This window comes from Pseudomonas sp. 3296, assembly GCF_031456615.1.
GTDB lineage: Bacteria > Pseudomonadota > Gammaproteobacteria > Pseudomonadales > Pseudomonadaceae > Aquipseudomonas > Aquipseudomonas mucoides.
In genome coordinates this window covers 443455-464896 of sequence record NZ_JAVDUY010000001.1, presented here as the reverse complement: position 1 = coordinate 464896, position 21442 = coordinate 443455, and the positions used below count along the sequence as shown (strand labels likewise).

Below are 21442 nucleotides of genomic sequence, written 5' to 3'. Positions count from 1 at the left end.
TGCACTTTCGGTTTTAATTCAAAAGGATGTCGGCAGGGGAGTAATGGCTCCCTTGGAAGTAATCAAAGGGCAGCGCGCGTGCCAGTACATGACTGGCAGACTGCTCGACTCTGTCGGCTATGAAGACGACTTTGGTGGTGTGAGTCAGCATGGTCATACGTTCATGAAGTCGATTGAATAACTCAGGGTTGCCAGTTTGTTTAAGGTTCAATTCTAAGGTTGAAAGGGGTATTTTTATATAGTCGAATAGATTCAGGGTGGTAAAGAGTTCGATGCTTTCGTCGTGGATATCATAGCCGTCGAAAGCAATCTCTATCCCATGATCTTTCAATAGATAAATGTTGTTGAGGATTTTCTTTTTGTCGTTGAAGCTCACCGCCGAAAGAGGCAACTCATTGAGAGCGACAGCCAGGGTCTGGCCAAAGTTACTCAGGGCATCGTTGCATTGGATCAACTCTTCGGTGAGCGCAGGACTGGCGAGATCTGATTGCCCTACGCAAACGAATCGCCGGCTCAGGTATTTATTTTCGCTGGAGACATTGCGGTCTTTCAGCGAAAAGGCAATCAGCCGGGTCTGCATCAGTACTTCACTGTAGATGCCACTCATCTGCTTCATGGGTGGTGCACTACAGGCATGAGCGGGCAGAACCTGACTGTCGTCAAATTGTATTCTGATCTCGCTGCCAAATGGGCAGTCATCGCGAGTGAGGATCAATTGTCGAGATAAATAATGACTCGCACGATAGATGTGAGACGCGCTCCCCATTGCGTTCATACTGCAATTACTCCCTTGCGTACTAATCATCGGGCGGTCGAGATCAGACCCCTGATTAAACGATAACCATGGCCACGAATACTTTGAATAGCATTTGTGCCATATAGGCCTTTTATCTTTCCACGAAGGCGGCTGATGGATTTTTCCAAGGCCCTTGGGTCATAAAAATTAATATTAAGCCCCATGATTCTGGCGATTTCATCGTGGCTCAATATTTGATTTTTTGTGCCGGAAAATGCTTCTAATATCTTCATTTCAGGAAACGATACGTCCAGTCTTTTACAGTCTCCAATCAGGCACATGCGAGTGGGGTCCAGGAGCAAATTGTGTTGCTTCTGCCATTCCGCGCTATTAAAAAACTCGGAAAGCACGTCCGAGTTTTCGTCTGCCAAAGTACCGAACTTAATACAATAATCGGCACCGGCAAGATAGTATTTCATCTTGTTGTAGGTGCCTCTACCTGTGATCGCTACAAAAATAAGGAGTGCATGGTTGTCGGCACGTATATTTTCAACGAGGGCAAGGGTCTCAACAAACGCCTGAGGGCTGTCAATGACAACGAAGACTGCCCGGTATGAATGAATGTCTTGATTTTTTCTGAAAGAGTTGCTGTAGCATATTGTATCAACAGGTATATCATTCGGGACGTGGCTTGCTAATAGAGTCTTAAAATCCTCCACTAACGTTTGGGTCCGCCCAATGGTGAGAATACCGATCATCTCCTTCGCGAGACTGTGGCTGGTAGTCGTTATTTTCCCTGTAAGCATCATGCTTTGACTCGGCTGGGTGCTGACGTCTGGATGTTAAAGCACGGATTCTCATCTGTGACTGACAATTGGTAACATTTCATGGGGTTTTCTCGCAGACATCACATTTTTTTAACATTGCTGGTGAATTTGTTAGAAATCATTGCACTCCTGTGTAGTTAATGGTTGCCGGTTAAAGAGTGTCATTGTGCCATCTTTCGGCTTGTTCTCCCGCCTTTCCAGCGCAATACGCTGTGCTTCTGGTGAACCCGGTCGCTGCGTGACTTTATGAGGGGAGTGTTATGAATGATCCGCTGACAGGTTGGATTGAGCTTTTCTTTGGTGCTGAACTAACTGCTATTGATCCTTGTATAACATTAGGGGTGTTGGGTGTAGTGCTGGACAATAATTAACAAGGTGTTCTCATGCGCGGCTGAATGCGTTTTACTCTCTGTTTAACGATGCATTAAAAACACGTCAGCGGACGTGTTTTTTCGATGGGGAGGATTGATGGATTTTTGGACTACTGTATCGGTATTGATTTTAGGCGTGGTCGAAGGGCTGACAGAGTTTTTACCTATATCAAGTACAGGGCATCAAATTATTGTCGCGGACTTGCTCGACTTCGGTGGTCAGCGAGCAATGGCCTTCAATATCATCATTCAACTGGGTGCAATCCTGGCGGTGGTCTGGGAGTTTCGTCGCAAGATCCTCGAAATCATCACGGGCTTGCCAACTCAACGTAATGCACAGCGTTTTACCTTGAACTTGCTGATCGGTTTTTTGCCGGCCGTGGTCTTGGGCGTATTGTTCGCCGATACGATTCATGAGTATCTGTTTAATCCCATCACCGTGGCAGTGGCATTGGTAGTCGGTGGTCTCATCATGTTGTGGGCCGAGAGGCGTGAACATGTGGTGTATGTCGATCATGTTGACGACATGCGCTGGACCGACGCCCTGAAGGTCGGCTTCGCACAATGCCTGGCAATGATTCCGGGCACCTCACGCTCTGGATCGACCATTATCGGTGGGCTGCTTTTTGGCCTGTCGCGCAAGGCCGCCACCGAATTTTCGTTCTTCCTCGCCATGCCGACCATGGTCGGTGCCGCGGTCTACTCAGGCTACAAGTATCGAGACCTGTTCCAAGCCGCCGACTTGCCCGTGTTTGCCCTGGGGTTTGTCACCGCGTTCTTGTTCGCCATGATCGCTGTGCGCGGCTTGCTCAAGTTCATCGCCAACCACAGTTACGCGGTATTCGCCTGGTACCGGATCGCATTCGGTTTATTGATTCTGGCAACCTGGGCATTTGGCTGGGTTAACTGGACTGAGGCGGCAGCGCTCTGATACACCAACCAGGCTGCGAGAAATACAGCCTGGTTTTTCGCTAACCGTTAGCGCCCCTCAAGTAGCTCCGCCGCCTGATCCAGCAACGCCAACGGCTCTTTAGCCTTGTGAATATCTACCGACAACAACTGCCGAAACTTGCGCGCTCCCGGAAACCCGGTGCCCAGGCCCAGCACATGCCGGGTGATATGGTGCATCGAGCCACCCGCATCGAGGTGTGCGGCAATGTAAGGCTGCAACTGCGCCAGCGCCTCGGCACGGCTGATCACCGGTGCCGTACTGCCGAACAGTTGCTGATCCACCTCAGCCATCACATAAGGATTGTGGTACGCCTCGCGCCCCAACATCACGCCGTCGAACGTCTGCAAATGTTCGTGACAGGCCTCCAGCGTCTTGATCCCGCCGTTGAGAATAATCTCCAACTCCGGAAAGTCCGTCTTCAACTGCGCTGCCACGTCATAACGCAGGGGCGGAATGTCGCGGTTCTCCTTGGGCGACAACCCCTCCAGAATTGCAATCCGCGCATGCACCGTAAAACTCGTGCACCCGGCGTCCCGAACCGTGCCGACGAAATCACACAGCTCCTCGTAACTGTCCCGCCCATTGATCCCGATGCGGTGCTTCACCGTCACCGGAATCGACACTGCATCGCGCATCGCCTTCACACAATCCGCCACCAACTGCGGATGCCCCATCAGGCACGCGCCGATCATGTTGTTCTGCACCCGATCACTCGGGCAGCCGACGTTGAGATTCACCTCGTCGTAGCCGTGTTCCTGAGCCATGCGGGCGCAGGCGGCGAGGTCCAGCGGGACACTGCCACCGAGTTGCAGGGCGAGCGGGTGTTCGGCTTCGTTGTGACGCAGGAAACGCTCGTGATCGCCGTTCAGCAGCGCGCCGGTCGTGACCATTTCGGTGTAGAGGAGGGCGTTTTTCGACAATAGGCGTAGGAAAAAACGGCAGTGTCTATCAGTCCAATCCATCATCGGGGCGACGGAGAAGCGGCGGGAGAGCGGGGCGGGCGTGGCAGTGATTGGGGGCATTGGGGTCTGGAATCGGTGGGGCGAAAGACCGCAGTTTATCAGGAATGGGCTGGTTGGTTGAGGCGAGTCCTGCGAGATAGCCCGCCGGACGCCGGGAATGGTATTGAGCGAGACAGTCATCAGGTGGGCCAGATGGCATCTGGCTACTAATTACAAGGCTGTTTGAGGAGCGTATTGGTCAGCTTCCAAGAGTCAGGCCGAACTGTTCAAAGTTGAGATGCCTGTAGAGGCTTTCTGATTTTGAGCTGAAAGGGCGGCGACGCGTTAAACAGCTCTGCCCCTTTTCTCGTGCTCTCTCGTCAAGGGCTCAACTCAAAAAAACCAACTACGATCATCCTCCAACGCCTGACGACACAGCTTGAGCTGCGAATTATAACTCTGTGATTGTTGCTCTACTTTGCGCGCTACCTGCATCAGCCAAGGCTTGGCGAGATAGGTGCCGTTACGATAGCCCCCACGCCCCTCGTGGTACGCCAGGTACTGGTTGTAAGCGTCCCATTTGGAGATCCCGAGTTGGCGCTGAGTGCCGGTTGTGTACCAGCCTATGAACATGATCGCGTCATCAAAGTTGTCGCGCGAGCCGCCATTGCCAGTGCCGCTTTTGTACTCACCCCACACCGGGTCTTGCGCTTGCGCATAGCCGTAGGCAGAACTGACTCGACCCCAAGGGATGACCCACAGCAGGTAGTCGCGAGGTGGCAAGGCATCGGAAATAAAACTGCTTTCCTGCTTCATGATGGCCATCGCCACATGTTGAGGCGTGCCCCACTTTTCCTGCATCTTCAGCGAGTCTTCGTACCAGTCAGGGTATTCACGATAGATGTTGCAGAGGTTGTTCTGGTCTTTGGGTGGTGGCGTCGCGCAGCCCGTCAAGGTCAGCAGCATCAATACGGGTAGCCATGTTCGCCATTGCTTCATTCATCGTGTCTCGGAAAAGAGTAAGGGCGACAGTCAGCCCATCTATGTTGCTCGTGGCTCGCGTGGAGCAAAGCACCGCTTGCAACGTCTGATGCCATTTGACTGGATGGGGTCACCCGTTAGGCGATTGGTTTTGTAACGTCCTGCGACCATTGTGCCGGCCAAAACCACCCAACCTGAACCATCGCTGTCGCCCCGCGAAGTTTCATAATCCCCGCCGACATTGAAGCCTAGGATGACAACTCAACCTTGTATCACCGCGCCTCCAGCCCCCAGGGAACTGAAAAATGATCTCGAATCTCTTCAAAGTCGTGCTAATCGGTGGTGCAGTGCTGTTGAGCGCCTGTTCGGGTGCAAGTACCTATAGCGAATATTCGGAAGCCACGCTGCCGTCTGCCGGCTTTGGCCCGGGGCCGACCAATAATCCCGGCAAGATGAATGTCCATGGCAGTGCGCTTGGTAACAGCTTCGGCGAGTACAGTTCGGGGTTGTTGCGCGACGATTAACTAACGGCGGAAGTGTTTCCGCCGTTTTGCGATTTGCCTGATAGGGCGTGTGGGAACTATCGGGTTATTTAGTCTCTGGCGTTGCTACCCACTGGTTTAAAATCTTCTGGTAACTGCCCGTCACCTTGGCCAGATGCAGCCACTGATCGACATATAACTTCCAGGTGATGTCGTCGCGCGGTAGCAGGTAAGCCTTTTCCCCATACTGCATAAACTTGCTCGGGTTCACTGCGCACAAACCGGGTTTGAGTTTCTGCTGGTACAGCGCTTCCGACGCATCGGTAATCATCACGTCAGCCTTCTTATCCAGCAGTTCCTGGAAGATGGTCACGTTGTCGTGAAGGCTTAATTGCGCCTTGGGCAGGAAGGCGTGAACAAACGCTTCGTTCGTACCGCCAGCCGGTTCAACCAGGCGCACTGAAGGCTGGTTGATTTGCTCGATGGTTTGGTACCGCGCCTGATCGTCGCAACGCACTAGCGGGATCTTGCCGTCGACGTCCAGCGTGGTGCTGAAGAAGGCTTTTTTCTGCCGTTCCAGTGTCACCGAGATGCCGCCCATGCCGATGTCGCACTTACCCGCCAGCATGTCCGGCATCAGGGTTTTCCAGGTGGTGGGCACCCATTCAACTTTGACACCGAGGCTGTCCGCCAGTGAGCGGGCCATGGCGATGTCGATGCCTGAGTATTCGCCGTCCTCGGCTTTGGAGGTATAGGGTTTGTAGTCACCCGTGGTGCATACGCGAAGTTGGCCTTGCTGGATGATGCTGTCCAGATGCGAAGGTTCTGCCTGAACGCCAAACGATAGAGCGAACAAACCACCGAGCATCATTGTGCTTTTAATGTTCTTCATTGTTCTCGGACTTTTTTGATGGATTCTCATCAGCCCAGCGTTAACGCGGAGCCGTCCCCGAACGAATCATAAACACTAAATGCAGTCCTGGGGTTGAGTCCCACTTCAACCGCTGACCTCGCTGGCCACTTCCGGACTCAACGTCCCCAACCACGCCACCAAACCTAGAATCAATACCGCCGCTGCCAACTCCACAAACACGCTGCGCCGCAATGCATTGGTGGCGACCTGATATTGACCGTCTCGTAGCGACCGCTCCAAAAATGGCCCGAGGTGAAAGCGATTCAACGCCGCGAGCACCAGCATCCCGGCGAACAATGCCACTTTGATGAACAGTAAAATCCCGTAGGTGCTGAGCAATACGTCATCGAGTTTCGGGCCCACGATAAACAGATAATTCACAACGCCCGTCACCGAAATGACCACGACGATCAGCGCACCTGCCGTTTCAAATCGCGAAACCGCACGGGCCAATATCCTGATGCGCTCTTCAGTTTGCAGCGCATTGATCTTCGCCATCAACGCAAACGCCACCAGTGCACCCAGCCAGGCACCAGCCCCCCACAAATGCAGAATATCGCTGGTGAAATGCCAAAGGCGCCGACTGCCTTCATCCATCGCCCCATGTCCGCTCCACGCGAGAGAGGCGAGGGCGATACCGCCGCCAATCGAGGCGATCAACAAACTCATGCCGGGCGCGCGGAGGTTGAGCGTCACGGCCAAACCACAGACAACCAGCGCGACGATGCGCACGATCCAGGCAAATCCGACAACCGTTTCAAACACCATCATCTCGATGTGCGGACGCAGTTCAGTGAGGTCTGACTCACCGCTCATGGCGCTCGCCATCGCCACCATGCTGACGATGGACAGCAACACTCCCAGCCCCGCCGTCCCCGTCAACATCGACCGAAACGGCAGCACCACCCCTGAAAAACGCTCCCGTCCCTGTAGGCTGTAAATCCCAAACAGCGCCAGCCCGAACAGCAGCATCAAGTCTAGGTACAGCGCAAACCGCAGCGCAATGCTGACCGAGTCACTCATCTATTACTTCACTTTGAACGTGACATTGCCGGTAATCGGGTGAGTGTCCGACGACACGGCGCGCCAATCCACTTTGTAGGTGCCGGCGGGCAGTGGCGAGAGTGGTGTGATGACCATGGTTTTCGGATCGCTGCCCCCGCTGACTTTGGCCTTCATCGGCATGGGCGAGTGGGCCATGCCGGGCATTTCGGTCATGACCAGTTTTGCGCCAGAGAACTGGGTCATGAGGTTTTCCGAGAAGTGCAGTTCGATGGTGTTCGGTGACGCGCCCTCCGCACCTTCAGCCGGGACGGAGGAGAGCAGTTTCGGGTGTGCTTGAGCGAGTGTGCTCATCAGCAATCCGACGGCAATAGCGGTGATGTTGATGGTGCGCATGCAAGGCCTCATTAAAGTTGTTTTAGGTGAAAGGTTTAAAACCACAGCCGAACCCCGAGGACCAGGCGCGCTTCACTGCGATCCTCGCCTTCGTCGCTGGCGTAGTCGGCGGTTTTGCCGTAGGTGCGGTTCCAGGTCACGCCAACGTACGGCGCGAACTCCCGGCGGATTTCATAGCGCAGGCGCAAGCCGGCTTCGGTGTTGGACAGGCCTGAGCCGATCCTTCGTTGTGGGTCGTTTTTGCCGTAGACATTCAGTTCGGCGGTCGGCTGCAGGATGAGGCGGTTGGTCAGCAGAATGTCGTAGTCGCCTTCCAGTCGGGCGGCGGTTTGCCCGGCTTCGCCGATGAATGCGGTGGCTTCGGCTTCGAAGTTATACAGCGCCATGCCTTGTACGCCGAAGGCCGCCCAGGTTTGTGGGGCGCCGGGTTTGAAGTCCTGGCGCACGCCACTGACCACGTCCCACCAAGGGGAAATCGCGTGCCCCCACAGTGCCTGGACTTCGGCGTCTTCGGTCTTGCCGTTGCTGCGCTCGCCTTCGGAGCGCAGCCACAGGCGATCGATATCACCGCCGACCCAGCCGGACAGATCCCAGGCGAGCGTGCTGCCATCATCGGCGTCCTGCCATTCGAGTTTGTCGGCGAGGAAGTAATAGTTGAGCGCGGAGTCATGCACCTTGTGCCCGCCGGAGCTGTTGAACACGGCGGCGCGATCGGCATCGGTCAGCGCCGGGATCGGCGTGCGGCTTTCGGTCGGCGCGGCGGGCTGCATCTGGAAGTCGTCCATGCTTTGCATCTGGCCAGAGTCCATGCCGGTCATCTGGCTGTGGTCCATGCCCTGCATGTCGTGGGTGGCTGCCATGGCCGAAGAGAGTGTCAGGCTCACGGTTATGAACGCCAAGGAAATCGGGGTAAGTCGGGTCATGGGGTAGCGCCTCATTCTTCCACGCGAACTTCACGGAACATGCCCATCTCCATGTGGTACAGGAGATGGCAGTGATAGGCCCAGCGGCCGAGCGCATCAGCGGTCACCCGATAGCTGCGTCGGGAGCCGGGTGGCATGTCGATCGTGTGTTTGCGCACCATGAACTGGCCGTTTTCGTCTTCGAGGTCGCTCCACATGCCGTGCAGGTGGATGGGGTGGGTCATCATCGTGTCGTTGACCAGTACCACGCGAACCCGCTCACCATATTTGAGGCGCAGCGGTTCGGCGTCGGAGAATTTCACGCCGTTGAACGACCACGCGAACTTCTCCATGTGGCCGGTGAGGTGCAGTTCGATCGTGCGGCTCGGCTCTCGGCCATCGGGGTCTTCGAAGGTGCTGCGCAGGTCGGAATAGGTGAGGACGCGGCGCCCGTTGTTGCGCAGGCCCAAACCCGGATCGTCGAGTTTTGGCGACGTGGTCATGGCCTGCATGTCCACCAGCGGGTTGTCTTTTTCCGCGTCCGGATGAGATTGCATGCCCGGCATGACCATGCCGCCGTGATCCATGCCCTCCATATCGCCCATGCTGCCGTGGTCCATCCCGCCCATGCCCATGTCATCCATGGTTACCCGCGGGCGAGGGTCCAGCGCAGGGATCGGCGCGGATAAACCCGACTTCGAAGTCAGCGTGCCACGGGCGTAGCCGGTGCGATCCATTGATTGTGCGAAGAGGGTGTAGGCCCCTTGCGTCGGCTCGACAATCACATCAAACGTCTCCGCCACAGCGATCCGAAACTCGTCGACGCTCACCGGTTTGACGTGCAGTCCATCCGCCGCGACCACGGTCATTTTCAGGCCGGGAATGCGCACGTCGAAATACGTCATGGCCGAGCCGTTGATGAAGCGCAGGCGCAGCTTCTCGCCGGGCCGGAATACGCCGGTCCAGTTCCTGTCCGGCGCCTGGCCATTCATCAAAAAGGTGTAAGTGGCGCCGCTGACGTCGGCGAGATCGGTGGGGTTCATCTTCATCTCGGCCCACATCTTTCGATCCGCGACCGTTGCGCCCCAACCTTTTTCGCCGACGTCGTGGATGAAGTCACCCACGGTGAGTTTGTTGTAGTTGTAGTAGTCGGACTGTTTTTTCAGCGTCTTCATCAGGCCGGCCGCGTCTTCGTCGGACCAGTCGGTCAGCATCACCACGTAATCGCGGTCGTACTCGAACGGCTCCGGCTCTTTGGCGTCGATCACGAGTGGGCCGTAAACACCGGACTGTTCCTGAAGGCCCGAATGGCTGTGGTACCAGTAAGTACCGTTTTGCCGGACCTTGAATTGATAGACGTACATTCCGCCGGGCTCGATGCCGTGGAAGCTCAGCCCCGGCACGCCGTCCATGTTGGCCGGCAGCAAAATGCCGTGCCAATGGATGGAGGTGTCGTCCTTGAGCTTGTTCCTCACCCGCAGCGTGACGGTGTCGCCTTCACGCCAGCGCAGCAGCGGGCCGGGAATGCCGCCGTTGATGGTCATGGCGGTGCGTGGGTTGCCGGTGATGTTGACCGCGGTTTCGCCGATCAACAGGTCGAAATCGGTGCCCGCCAGGACCTGGGGTTCGCCGGGGCTGGTGATCGCCCAGACCGGCGCACGCCATAAGCCGAGGCCACCGAGCAAACCGCCGGCGGCCAGGCCCTTCACGAAAGTGCGTCTTGAGGTGTTGGAATGCATGCCGTTGTTCCCGTTCCGTCAACGTGGAGTTGACGGCGAGACTAACGAGGGCTGCCTTTCAGAAGACTGAGCAGGGGATTACAGTTTTGACAGGTTCACGCGGTGTTTACTTGCGGACGGTGGTTTTGGACGCCGAAGCGACCGTGCCGCTGCCGCAATTGATATACGAAGAGGTCTTCAACCAGCGCTGATCCGGATAGTAGGAGAACAACAGCTGCCCATCTTTCATCGAATCAATCAGCCGATGCGCAATCGCCGGCCTGACTGCCGGGCAACCGAGGCTTCGGCCAATCCGGCCATTCACCCGGGCCAGCATCGGGCTGACATAGGGCGCACCGTGAATCACGATTGCCCGGTCAAAGGCGTTGTCGTTGAAACCGGGCTCCAGGCCTTCCATGCGCAGCGAGTAACCGTTTTGCCCGACATAACTGGACTGTGTCCGGTACAAGCCGAGACTGGTGGCGAAACTTTCGTTTTGATTGGAAAAGTTGACGGCCATGTTCTCGCCGCTGTTTCGACCGTGGGCCACCAGTTCATGGAACAGCAACTTGCGTTTTTTAAGGTCAAATACCCACAACCGTTGTTCGGTGGAGGGCAGGGAATAGTCGATGATCGCAAGCCTTTGGACAGGGGCTGCGCCTTGAGCGATGCTGCATTGTGAAGCGCGGACGGCCAGGTTAATGACTTTTGCGTCGGCACCCGGCGCTGCTTTGACGAGGGCGGCGGCCAGCGAATCGGCGTAGGCTGACGGTACGGACATTGCAGTCAGTAGCAGGGCCGCCAATGGAAGGCCAAAACGTAGTAGCGCCATATAGATGTCTCATCATGTTAAGTTCGAGTCTAGCAGTGCGTCGGAAGCTAGCGAGTGAATGCGGGAGATTAAGGATTATCCATGGTGCAATTAACAAGGTTATTCGTCATAAGCCGCGTATTTTTTATGGGCTTTCTGATCAGCGGTGCAGCAGTCGCCGAAACTTCGCCGATTGAGTCGGTAACTGCACCGAGCACCGTGATGGACGCCGCAGCGGACGACAACGTCGCTCAAACGATTCAGGCGTCGCTTGCGCCATTGAAAACCGCATTCCCGCCCTTGCTCACTTCAAAGCGCTATCGGCGGCTGGATGTCAGTCGTCTGGTCATGGATTTTTATACCCATCGTGCCTATCGCGCGGCGTGGACCAACGACAGCGATGTCGCTCAGTTGATCAAAAGTTTGAACAACCTCCAGGCCGACGGTTTGAACCCGGCGGATTTTCATGTGGATGAAATTGTCCGGACTCAACCCTCGGTGCAAACCCTGACTGCCTCGACTGAGCAGCGCGCAGCGTTTGATATCGCCACCACGCACACCTTTATTAGCGCGCTGCTGCAATTACGGCGCGGCAAGGTTGACCCTTCACGGCTGGACAATCACTGGAATTTTGATTCGAACGGCGTCGATCCCCGTAACGACATCAATGCCTTCTTCGCTGCGCTCGACAATCACGACGTGGCGAGTGCTTTCGCCCAGGCGCCGCCACAAGAGGCGGTGTACGTCAGCTTGCGTCAGGCGTTGGCGCAACTGCGCGGTATTCGGGATCGGGGTGGCTGGCCCAAAGTGGTGGTGGACCATTCGCTCAAACCCGGCATGGACGAGCCTGCTGTCGCACAATTGCGCGCGAGGATGGTCGCGGCAGGTTTTCTCGATCCGCGATTGATCCGCGGTACGAAGTACGACGGCGCCGTCACCGCGGCGGTGAAAAAGTATCAGACCGAGCAGTACCTTGGTGCGGATGGTATGGCGGGGGCGACCACCCTGGCGGCATTGAATGTGCCGGTTGAGGCGCGCATCGACCAGGTGCGGGTGAACATGGAGCGGGCGCGCTGGCTGCTTTATAAACTGCAGGGCACGTTCGTTATCGTCGATATCGCCGGCTATAAGGTGGCGATGTACCGCGACGGCCAACCAATCTGGCGATCCCGGGTGCAGGTGGGTAAAACGGCGCGCAATACCCCGATTTTTCAGGCGCAAATTACCTACATCACCTTTAACCCGACCTGGACGGTCCCGCCGACGATCCTCAAGGAAGACGTGATACCAAAAATTCAGGCCAATCCAGGCTACCTGGCCAGCAACCGGATACGTGTACTGGATCGAGCAGGCAATGTGCTCGATCCGTCGACCGTTGACTGGAGCAATGCACGCGGACTGACCCTGCGTCAGGATGCCGGGCCTGATAGCTCGCTGGGCCAGGTCGTGATCCGCTTCCCCAACGACTATGCTATTTACCTCCACGACACGCCGCACCGCGAGTTGTTTGCCAAGACTGTCCGCGCAACCAGCTCGGGCTGCATTCGGGTCGAAAACCCGCTGCAACTGGTGGAGCTGCTGTTCAACGACCCGGTGAAATGGAACAGCGCCGGCATTCAAAAACAATTGGCCAACGGCAAGACCGAGAACATCCGGCTTCCCGTGAAAGTGCCGGTGTTGCTGGCGTACTGGACGGTGGACCTGGAGAGTGACGGGCGAGTGGCGTTCAAGCCTGATGTGTATGGTTATGACGCGCCGGTGTTGCAGGCGCTGAACCGGCCGGCGCCAGTGCCGGCGCTGGATTTGCGTGCGGCGGCGGGTTCGGTGGTGGCGTCGGGGCCGGGTGTGCAATAAGAAGGGGGACGTTAGGCTTGGACCCCTTATGTCGCGCTGGTCTAGAGTTCCAGGCCGTCTTGCACTGCCGTCAGCAAGATGTGTTCTGTTAATGCCACCGCATCGGCTTGTTCACCGGACTGCTCAATCGTCTGCAGCCACCAATGCGTCTCGCCGTGCTCATCCACAGTGCGCAACAGGGCGAGTTCTTTACCTTTGGAGTGAATCTCGATGCGCCCCTCGCCATCCGTGGTGAAGCGGGCGACCGGGTCGAACGTCAGGGTGTGGCGATTACCTTCGATTATCAGTTGGTCGATGGCATAGTCGAACGTTTCCCCGTCCTGACGGCTCTCGATGACATGAGTGGGGTTACGCCGCAGGACCAAACCCACCTCGGTCAGCGGATGCAACCAAACCTCGATCTGGCGATACAGGTCATAAACCTGGCTAGGCCAGCTGTCGATCGCCTGATCGGCACGGGTAGACCCGGTTTGTTTCAACTTCGTGGCGAGCTCGTCTGCCTTACTCATTTCGAATCCTTGTCATGATGTAAGAGTAATCGTAGCTCCTTCAGCGTCATCCGGGTCTTGCCTTGGGTCATGCCTGCAATACAAACGTGACAAATTTTTTCAGTCCGGCAGGACCGTCAATTCCCCCCGCACACACTCCACCAGCCCGCGCTGCAACCCGGTCAGCCGAGAGTGCTCGCACACATTCGATGCGGCGTCTGTCCAAAGCACAATTGCCCCTCACCACGGCGTAGACTAAGCTCACAAAAAATAAGGGTTTTGGGCCTTCGCCCACGCCTTACCCTTACAGGACGAGCTTTTGCCTATCCCCCTTCACGACCCGCATCACGCCCCCGGCGGCGCGTTGAAACGGTTACCGCTGCTGACAGCATCGGTGCTGTTCATCGCGACGGTGTGCCTGTGTCTCTGTGGTTTGTTGTACCTGCAACTGGAGCAGTCGCGCCGCCACGATCTGGATGAAGCGCAAGTGGCGTCGTCGAACCTGACCCGGGCCATGGCGCAGCAGGCTGAAGACACCTTCATGAAAGCCGACCTGGTGCTGACCAGCCTGGTGGACTGGATTCAAGCCGACGGTTATGGCGTTGCTCAATTGCCGCGCTTGCAGAAAACCTTTGCCCGCAGGGTGCTGGCACTGGACCAGTTGCACGGGATTTTCCTGTTCGACAAGCAGGGGCAGTGGGTGGTGACGTCGTTCGAGGACCTGCCCCGGGGGGCGGGGGTGGCCGATCGTGACTACTTCAAGTTTCACCAGCAGAACGTGTCGTCGGTCGCGCACATCGGGCAGGCCATTCGCAGTCGCAAGAATGGCGAGTGGATCATTCCGGTGTCCAAGCGCATCAACGACAAGAACGGCAAGTTTCAGGGGGTATTGCTGGCTGGCATCAAGATGGCGTACTTCGATCAATTCTTCAAAAGCTTCAACATCGATGACAAGGGCTCGATGTTTTTGGCCCTGACCGATGGAACACTGTTGGCGCGACGGCCGTTTGTAGAGTCGCTGATCAACACATCATTGGCCAAGGGCGAGATCTTCCAGAACCTGCTGCCCAACGCACCGGCCGGCACCGCGATGATCGGTTCGGTGGTGGACGGCATCGTCCGTCTGTATGGCTATCGTCAACTGGACGGTTATCCACTGGTGGTTTCCGCAGCGTCCTCGCGGGACGCAGTGCTGAAAGTCTGGTACGACACGGCGATCCAATCCAGCGTCATCGTGGCGCTGGTGATCCTGGGCGTTGGGCTGTTTGGCTGGGTGTTCATTCATCAGGTGCGGGACGGTGAGCGGATCGAGGCCGATTTACGCAAGGCGCAAGAAGCCCTGGAGCTGATTGCCACTCACGACAGCCTGACCGGCCTGGCCAACCGTCGATTGTTCGAGCGGGCGCTGGACATCGAGTTCGCGCGCGGTGCCCGGCAGTTAAGTTCATTGAGCCTGGTCATGCTCGATATCGATTTCTTCAAACGCTACAACGACACCTACGGCCATGTCGCCGGTGACCATTGCCTGGCCGAGGTGGCGCGAGCGTTGAAGGGTTGCTGCCATCGCAAGGCCGATCTTGCGGTGCGTTATGGCGGTGAAGAGTTCGCCGTGTTGCTGCCCAACACCGACATTCATGGCGCGTTGGCAATTGCCGAACAAATCCGCCGCAGCGTCATGGACAAGAACATCACCCACAGTGGCTCACCCACGGGCTATGTGACGGTCAGTCTGGGCTGTTACGCGTTTATACCGACCGGGCGCGACAGTATTGAAGTGTTCATCGAGCGCGCCGATGCGGCGTTGTATCAGGCCAAGCATTCGGGGCGTAACCGGTCCTGCGTGTTGTCGATGGAAGGGGGGATGGAGGCGCTGGCGCGCTCGGATCGTTGAATCGCCCGGCTTGTTGTTTCAGTCCTGCAACACCCCTCCCAACCGGCCGTCCGCCTGTCAGTTCTTGCTTAATCAATCGTCTAGAGTTCCGTTAGCCCTGCCGAGCCCGGCAGCGCTCCCCAACGAATGGACGATCGCCTAAATGTTGATTACTCAAGCATTGACAGCCGTTGCTCTAACCCTTGCGGCTGCTGCCGTTTTCCCACTGGCCAGTCAGGCTCAAACGAAAGTAACGCCCGAAGAAGCGCATGCCATTGGCGTAGAGGCCTACCTGTATTTTTATCCGCTGCTGACCATGGACATCACCCGCAAGCAGTTCACCAATATCGAACCCGGCAAGGAGTTTGGTAAAGGCCCGATGAACATGTTCGTGAGCGTGCCGCAGTACCCGCCCGCGAATTTCAAAGGGGTGGTGCGCTCGAACTTCGACACGCTGTATTCCATTGCCTGGCTCGACTTGACCAAGGAGCCGCTGGTGATTTCCGCGCCGGACACGGCGGGGCGTTTTTATCTGCTGCCGATGCTCGACATGTGGAGCGACGTTTTTGCCTCGCCCGGTTGGCGCACGACCGGCACGCAGGCCAGTCAGTTTCTGGTAACCCCGCCGGGCTGGACCGGAACGGTTCCGACCGGATTGAGCCATTTGCCGGCGCCGACACCTTTCGTCTGGATCATCGGTCGTACCAAGACCGACGGCGAAGCGGACTACGCGGCAGTGCACAGCATTCAGGCGGGCTACACGGTGACGCCGTTGTCGCAGCTGGGTAAAAAAGCCGAACCGGTTACTGTGAAAATCGACCCGTCGGTGGACATGAAAACGCCGCCGAAGATTCAGATCGATACGATGTCGGCAGCCAATTATTTTGCCTATGCGGCCGAGCTACTGAAATTACATCCGCCTCATCTCACCGACCAGCCAATCATGGCGCAGATGCAACGCATCGGTATTGAAGTGGGCAAATCATTCAACTTCGAGGCGCTGGACCCGGCCGTGAAAGCCGCGCTGCAGACCGTGCCTGGAGAAGCGCAAACGCTGATGAAGTGGAAAGTGGCAACGCTTGCTCGCGTCGTCAATGGCTGGTCGATGAACACCGACACCATGGGCGTCTATGGCAACTACTACCTTAAACGCGCGATCGTGGCGCAGGTCGGGTTGGGAGCGAACTTGCCCGAGGATGCGATCTACCCGCTGAACATGGGGGATGAGCAGGGCAAGCCACTGGATGGGGCCAACAAGTACGTGCTGCATTTCGATAAAGATCAAGTGCCTCCGGTGAACGCTTTCTGGTCGATCACCTTGTACGATCCGGAAGGGTTCCAGGTGGGCAATTCACTCAATCGTTTTGCGGTCAGCAGCTGGATGCCGTTCAAGACCAATGCCGACAATTCTGTGGATCTTTACTTCCAGAACGAAAGCCCCGGTAAGGACCTTGAGGCCAATTGGCTGCCCGCTCCCAAAGGCTCGTTCAATTTGACCATGCGCTTGTACGGCCCGAAACCCGAGGCGTTGAACGGCAAGTGGAACCCGCCTGCGGTCAAGCGTTTGTGATGGGCTGGTAACGAAAGCAGGCCATGAATCGCTTCATGGCCTGCTTTTATTCGTTCAGCTGCCCGTTCCACCCCCGGCACCTCCGGTTCCGCCACCTGCCGCCCCGGTTCCGCCGCCTGCGCCGGAGCCCGAACCACTGGCGCCGCCATTAGTCCCGGTGCCGCCGCCCGAGTCCGTGTTACTTCCGGCCGGCGGCGTACCGGGAGTGTGGTCGGTCGACATGTTCGAGCCGCTGCTGGTCCCGGACTGGGAGCCGGTCGAGCCGGCGCCGTCGTTGGACGCTGCAAACGTGGCTGCGCAGGCGACGCCCAACAAGCCAGCGAGTAGCAGCGGCATGATTTTTTTGGTCATCATGGTCCGTCTCCAAAAGATGAGTCGTTACCTGATGTTGGTGCCAAGGGCGGGATGGTTGGTGCCGGTTGGATGACGAGTGGTCAGTGCTCATGATCCGTTCGTGGCTCACGATGCCTTCCTGTTGCGCACCCAGCCGCAAAATTGCCTGAGGGGATGCCTGGTTTTTCGATTGGCAAGTGCGCTATTGAGACCTTTAATCGCCTGCTGCGCAGGTCACGGCAACTGTCGCCACGCAATCGGGTCACAACCGGATACCGCCAATCCGTTGCGAGCCTCGGACCATGAAAAACCTGAAAATCGCTACCTTCAATGTCAACGGCCTGCGCGCACGCCTGCCCAACGTGTTGGCGTGGCTGGAACGGGAAAAACCGGACATCGCGTGTCTGCAGGAGCTCAAGTCGGTTGACTCGGCGTTTCCGGTTGCCGAGCTTGAAGCGGCCGGCTATGGCGCCCTCTGGCAGGGGCAGGCGTCGTGGAACGGGGTAGCGATTCTGGCGCGGGATGCACAACCGCTGGAAAGTCGACGCGGTTTGCCGGGTGACGACATGGACACCCACAGTCGCTATCTGGAAGCGGCAGTGCACGGCGTGCTGGTGGGGTGTCTGTATCTGCCCAATGGCAACCCGCAGCCGGGGCCGAAATTCGATTACAAACTGGCATGGTTCGAACGGCTGATCGCTTATGCCAAGGATCTGCAGAGCAGCGAGCACCCGGTGGTGCTGGCCGGTGATTACAATGTGGTGCCCACCGACCTGGACATCTACAACACACGCTCCTGGCTCAAGGATGCGTTGCTGCAACCACAAAGCCGCGCGTGTTATCAACGCTTGCTGGATCAGGGCTGGACGGACTCTTTGCGTCATTTGTATCCCGAGGATCGGCTTTACACTTTCTGGGATTATTTCCGCCAACACTGGCAGACCAATTCCGGGCTGCGTATCGATCACCTGTTGCTGAACCCGGCGCTGAGTCCTTATCTGCAAGAGGCGGGTGTCGATGCCTGGGTGCGCAATGAGCCGCATGCCAGTGATCACGCGCCGACGTGGATTCGTGTGAGTTCGCGCAAGCGACATTGATATCGGCCAGTGGATTGATTGGCTAAATCAATTGTCAGTGGCAGCGCTTTATCCCTTATACATGGCGGCCATCGGCGGAGAGATCCGCGGCCCATGCATAAGGACTGAGCAATGAGCGAGCCACGCCTGACCCACCTTGCGTTGTATCTACAGCGCCTGGGCTTCGACGCCCCACCGGCGCCGACCCTGGAAACCCTGCGTCTGCTGCAACTGCGCCACACCGGGGCCTTCGCGTTCGAAAACCTCACCACGTTGTCGGGCGAGCCGGTGCTGATTGACCTGCCGTCCATCGAGCAGAAAGTCCTGTTCGACGGTCGCGGTGGTTATTGCTATGAACTCAACAACCTGTTTCTGGCCTTGCTCCAGGAACTGGGCTTCGACGCTCGCGGCATTACCGGCCGTGTCGTAATGGGCCAACCCGAAGGCGCGTGGACTGCGCGCACGCACCGCTTGAGCCTGGTTACGCTGGACGGCGTGCGCTACATCACTGACGTCGGCTTCGGCGGCATGGTCCCCACCGCACCCCTGATACTCGATACCGATGCTGAACAACTCAGCCCCCATGAACCGTATCGCATTGAACGCCATGAAGACGGCTACACCCTGCGGGCCAACGTCGGCGGTGAGTGGCGACCGATGTACATTTTTGACCTGCAGCGCCAGGAAGATATCGATTACACCCTCGGTAACTGGTACGTCTCCACCCATCCCGAATCGTCGTTTGCGCGGCAGTTGATGGTCGCCCGGACCGGAGACGGATGGCGCCGTACGCTGAACAACGGCAGTTTTGCGATACACCGGGTCGGTCGCGAAAGCGAACGGCGGCAGGTGGCGGATGTGGATGAGTTGATCGGGGTACTGCAGGACGAGTTCGGGATTCGGATGCCGCAACACGAGGTATTAAGGACCGTGCTTGAGCGATTGATTCGCCCAAGCTGAGCCAGTTTTCTTTGAGACCTCACAGCGGTGTATTCAAGGCGCCATCACCCGATGAATTTCACTGAGCACTTCGGTTAATTTTTTCTCGAGGTTCTTCAGTTCGCCAGGGGTTATCCCTTCCTTGAAATGCCGGGCATTCCCCACAGCCGTGCGCTGATCAAGCTCAACGGGTGTTTCCCGCTGATTGAGTAACGCCTGACGCAAGGTGTTGTTGATCACCGTCTGATAACCAAACCCCTCGCTCTCGGCGAGAGAGCGAGCCGTCTCTATGACGGCATCATCCAGCATGATGGTGATTCGGGTTTTGCCTTTACTGGGGGCTATAACAAGAAAAGAAGTATTTCAAAAATTTTGAGGAGCCAGCAAGCCGCACAGATAAGGCCGGAATGGACACCTGTCCATAATCTGACTGATGAGTTGTATACAACTCTATAGACATTTGTCCTGAGTCTTGCATACAGTGTGCGCATAACAAAAACCAGGGAACCCCCCAACTATGAAAACGCCCCATGTTTCACACCAACGGCCCGAGGATGAAAACCTTGGGATCGGCGCGAATATGGCTTACGGCCTGCAACATGTTCTGACCATGTACGGCGGTATCGTTGCGGTGCCTTTGATCATTGGTCAGGCGGCCGGGCTTTCGCCGGCGGACATCGGTTTGTTGATTGCTGCTTCATTGTTTGCAGGGGGGCTGGCGACGTTACTGCAGACCCTTGGTTTGCCGTTTTTCGGTTGTCAGTTGCCGCTGGTACAGGGCGTGTCGTTTTCTGGCGTCGCGACCATGGTGGCGATTGTCAGCAGTGGCGGGGAGGGCGGGTTTCAGTCGATTCTCGGGGCGGTGATTGCCGCGTCGTTGATTGGCTTGTTGATCACGCCGGTGTTCTCGCGCATCACCAAGTTCTTCCCGCCGCTGGTCACGGGCATTGTGATCACCACCATCGGCCTGACGTTGATGCCGGTGGCGGCACGCTGGGCCATGGGCGGCAATAGCCATGCGCCGGACTTCGGCAGCATGGCGAACATCGGTCTGGCGGCGGTGACGCTGGTGCTGGTCCTGCTGTTGAGCAAGATCGGCAGCGCGACCATCTCCCGGTTGTCGATTCTGCTGGCGATGGTCATTGGCACAGTCATCGCGGTGTTCCTCGGCATGGCAGACTTCTCGTCTGTCACTCAGGGCCCGATGTTCGGCTTCCCGACGCCGTTCCATTTCGGCATGCCGACCTTCCACTTCGCTGCCATCCTGTCGATGTGCATCGTGGTCATGGTGACGTTGGTGGAAACCTCGGCGGACATCCTCGCCGTCGGCGAAATCATCGGCACCAAAGTCGACTCCAAGCGTCTGGGCAATGGCCTGCGCGCCGACATGCTGTCGAGCATGATCGCGCCGATCTTCGGTTCGTTCACCCAAAGCGCTTTCGCCCAGAACGTCGGGCTGGTGGCCGTGACCGGGATCAAGAGCCGCTTCGTGGTTGCCACGGGCGGTTTGTTTTTGGTGATCCTCGGCTTGCTGCCCTTCATGGGGCGGGTCATCGCCGCAGTGCCGACGTCGGTCCTCGGCGGCGCCGGTATTGTGCTGTTCGGCACCGTGGCGGCCAGTGGTATTCGCACGCTGTCCAAGGTTGATTACCGCAACAACGTCAACCTGATCATCGTCGCCACGTCCATCGGTTTCGGCATGATTCCTATTGCTGCACCAAACTTCTACGATCACTTCCCTAGCTGGTTCGCGACCATTTTCCACTCAGGCATCAGCTCGTCGGCGATCATGGCCATCGTGCTGAACCTGACCTTCAACCACCTCACGGCCGGTAACTCGGATCAGCAGTCGGTGTTCGCGGCCGGTACTGAGCGAGTGCTTCGTTATCAGGATCTGGCAGCGTTGCGTGAAGGGGATTACTTCAGCGAAGGCAAGCTGCATGACTGCGACGGGAAAGAAATCCCGGTGGTGGAGGCGGACCATGGACATGGCGAACCGCGTGCCGCACATACGAAAAGCAGTGAGCATGTCTGACAACACTCAAGACATGAAACTATGAATAAGGCGTCCTTCGGGACGCCTTTTTTATTGCCTGAACTACGCTCTGGCGACGGTGCTGACCACCCAAGCCTGTCGTCAAATGTGAAGTCACTGACGTCAAATGAAAAGCGGTCGACGTACTCCTGACGATACTGGTTTTCCCTGCGAATCCCCGTTTACACATCAAGCCTGGCGGGGGAGAGCGGTCAGTTGCATCTCAGTAAAACAATTATAGAGAG

Annotated in this window: 22 protein-coding genes and 1 pseudogene; 9 read left to right on the top strand and 14 right to left on the bottom strand. The window is 57.1% G+C overall.

The features are described 5' to 3' along the window. Nucleotides 1-13 precede the first annotated feature (13 nt). Together J2X66_RS02285 and J2X66_RS02280 are read right to left on the bottom strand one after the other, a co-directional pair. Complete coding sequence (locus J2X66_RS02285; RefSeq protein ID WP_310260330.1) at nt 14-775, bottom strand: EAL domain-containing protein; 762 nt, start codon at nt 773-775, stop codon at nt 14-16. Between the two features lie 26 nt (nt 776-801). Beyond that, on the bottom strand, nt 802-1545 hold the full coding sequence (locus tag J2X66_RS02280) for a winged helix-turn-helix domain-containing protein (RefSeq protein WP_310260326.1): 744 nt from the start codon (nt 1543-1545) through the stop codon (nt 802-804). Nucleotides 1546-2031: 486 nt separating this feature from the next. On the opposite strand from J2X66_RS02280, the gene J2X66_RS02275 reads away from it, so the two are divergent. After that, on the top strand, nt 2032-2865 hold the full coding sequence (locus J2X66_RS02275) for an undecaprenyl-diphosphate phosphatase (protein WP_310260323.1): 834 nt from the start codon (nt 2032-2034) through the stop codon (nt 2863-2865). Between the two features lie 47 nt (nt 2866-2912). On the opposite strand, the gene dusA is transcribed toward J2X66_RS02275, so the two are convergent. Together dusA and J2X66_RS02265 are read right to left on the bottom strand one after the other, a co-directional pair. Further along, nucleotides 2913-3908, bottom strand: a complete 996-nt coding sequence (gene dusA, locus J2X66_RS02270; protein ID WP_310260320.1) for a tRNA dihydrouridine(20/20a) synthase DusA — start codon at nt 3906-3908, stop codon at nt 2913-2915. A gap of 312 nt (nt 3909-4220) precedes the next feature. Next, entirely contained in the window at nt 4221-4826 is a 606-nt protein-coding gene (locus tag J2X66_RS02265) for a hypothetical protein (protein WP_123434358.1), read from the bottom strand. Nucleotides 4827-5113: 287 nt separating this feature from the next. Here J2X66_RS02265 and J2X66_RS02260 point away from each other — a divergent pair, with 287 nt between their 5' ends. Further along, the gene (locus J2X66_RS02260; protein ID WP_310260315.1) at nt 5114-5332 is read left to right on the top strand and encodes a hypothetical protein; all 219 of its coding nucleotides are present in this window, start codon (nt 5114-5116) and stop codon (nt 5330-5332) included. 64 nt (nt 5333-5396) lie between these two features. Here J2X66_RS02260 and J2X66_RS02255 read toward each other — a convergent pair whose 3' ends face one another. The 6 genes from J2X66_RS02255 to J2X66_RS02230 form a co-directional block, all read right to left on the bottom strand. Continuing rightward, nucleotides 5397-6182, bottom strand: a complete 786-nt coding sequence (locus J2X66_RS02255) for a transporter substrate-binding domain-containing protein (protein ID WP_310260313.1) — start codon at nt 6180-6182, stop codon at nt 5397-5399. Between the two features lie 105 nt (nt 6183-6287). Then, nucleotides 6288-7226: a copper homeostasis membrane protein CopD gene (gene copD, locus J2X66_RS02250; protein ID WP_310260310.1), complete on the bottom strand. Its 939-nt coding sequence runs from the start codon at nt 7224-7226 to the stop codon at nt 6288-6290. Nucleotides 7227-7229: 3 nt separating this feature from the next. Continuing rightward, on the bottom strand, nt 7230-7601 hold the full coding sequence (gene copC, locus J2X66_RS02245) for a copper homeostasis periplasmic binding protein CopC (RefSeq protein ID WP_059181229.1): 372 nt from the start codon (nt 7599-7601) through the stop codon (nt 7230-7232). Nucleotides 7602-7636: 35 nt separating this feature from the next. After that, complete coding sequence (locus J2X66_RS02240) at nt 7637-8524, bottom strand: copper resistance protein B (RefSeq protein ID WP_310260306.1); 888 nt, start codon at nt 8522-8524, stop codon at nt 7637-7639. A gap of 11 nt (nt 8525-8535) precedes the next feature. Then, entirely contained in the window at nt 8536-10242 is a 1707-nt protein-coding gene (locus tag J2X66_RS02235) for a copper resistance system multicopper oxidase (RefSeq protein WP_310260303.1), read from the bottom strand. Nucleotides 10243-10348: 106 nt separating this feature from the next. Continuing rightward, the gene (locus tag J2X66_RS02230; protein ID WP_310260299.1) at nt 10349-11053 is read right to left on the bottom strand and encodes a murein L,D-transpeptidase catalytic domain family protein; all 705 of its coding nucleotides are present in this window, start codon (nt 11051-11053) and stop codon (nt 10349-10351) included. 81 nt (nt 11054-11134) lie between these two features. Between J2X66_RS02230 and J2X66_RS02225 the strand changes: the two genes are divergently transcribed. Beyond that, nucleotides 11135-12886: a L,D-transpeptidase family protein gene (locus J2X66_RS02225; protein ID WP_310260297.1), complete on the top strand. Its 1752-nt coding sequence runs from the start codon at nt 11135-11137 to the stop codon at nt 12884-12886. A 41-nt stretch (nt 12887-12927) separates the two neighbouring features. On the opposite strand, the gene J2X66_RS02220 is transcribed toward J2X66_RS02225, so the two are convergent. Further along, nucleotides 12928-13395, bottom strand: a complete 468-nt coding sequence (locus J2X66_RS02220; RefSeq protein ID WP_310260294.1) for a hypothetical protein — start codon at nt 13393-13395, stop codon at nt 12928-12930. 298 nt (nt 13396-13693) lie between these two features. Between J2X66_RS02220 and J2X66_RS02215 the strand changes: the two genes are divergently transcribed. Beyond that, entirely contained in the window at nt 13694-15265 is a 1572-nt protein-coding gene (locus tag J2X66_RS02215) for a diguanylate cyclase (RefSeq protein ID WP_310260291.1), read from the top strand. Nucleotides 15266-15407: 142 nt separating this feature from the next. Continuing rightward, on the top strand, nt 15408-16814 hold the full coding sequence (locus J2X66_RS02210; RefSeq protein WP_310260288.1) for a DUF1254 domain-containing protein: 1407 nt from the start codon (nt 15408-15410) through the stop codon (nt 16812-16814). Between the two features lie 54 nt (nt 16815-16868). Here the strand turns inward: J2X66_RS02210 and J2X66_RS02205 are convergent, their stop codons facing one another. Beyond that, nucleotides 16869-17126: a hypothetical protein gene (locus J2X66_RS02205; protein WP_310261426.1), complete on the bottom strand. Its 258-nt coding sequence runs from the start codon at nt 17124-17126 to the stop codon at nt 16869-16871. Between J2X66_RS02205 and J2X66_RS02200 the strand changes: the two genes are divergently transcribed. Continuing rightward, nucleotides 17035-17241: a hypothetical protein gene (locus J2X66_RS02200; RefSeq protein ID WP_310261458.1), complete on the top strand. Its 207-nt coding sequence runs from the start codon at nt 17035-17037 to the stop codon at nt 17239-17241. The two genes, J2X66_RS02205 and J2X66_RS02200, sit on opposite strands and share 92 nt — an antisense overlap. Before the next feature lie 15 nt (nt 17242-17256). Here the strand turns inward: J2X66_RS02200 and J2X66_RS02195 are convergent. Next, a pseudogene (locus J2X66_RS02195) lies at nt 17257-17331 on the bottom strand (GNAT family N-acetyltransferase); the annotation flags it as partial. A gap of 118 nt (nt 17332-17449) precedes the next feature. Between J2X66_RS02195 and J2X66_RS02190 the strand changes: the two are divergent. Both J2X66_RS02190 and J2X66_RS02185 read left to right on the top strand, forming a co-directional pair. Then, nucleotides 17450-18244, top strand: coding sequence for an exodeoxyribonuclease III (locus tag J2X66_RS02190; protein ID WP_310260284.1), 795 nt, complete (start codon nt 17450-17452; stop codon nt 18242-18244). A gap of 111 nt (nt 18245-18355) precedes the next feature. Beyond that, nucleotides 18356-19183, top strand: coding sequence for an arylamine N-acetyltransferase (locus tag J2X66_RS02185; RefSeq protein ID WP_310260280.1), 828 nt, complete (start codon nt 18356-18358; stop codon nt 19181-19183). A gap of 33 nt (nt 19184-19216) precedes the next feature. On the opposite strand, the gene J2X66_RS02180 is transcribed toward J2X66_RS02185, so the two are convergent. Beyond that, complete coding sequence (locus J2X66_RS02180) at nt 19217-19507, bottom strand: BrnA antitoxin family protein (protein ID WP_310261423.1); 291 nt, start codon at nt 19505-19507, stop codon at nt 19217-19219. Nucleotides 19508-19679: 172 nt separating this feature from the next. Between J2X66_RS02180 and J2X66_RS02175 the strand changes: the two genes are divergently transcribed. Beyond that, nucleotides 19680-21197: a nucleobase:cation symporter-2 family protein gene (locus J2X66_RS02175; RefSeq protein WP_310260278.1), complete on the top strand. Its 1518-nt coding sequence runs from the start codon at nt 19680-19682 to the stop codon at nt 21195-21197. Nucleotides 21198-21442 lie beyond the last annotated feature (245 nt).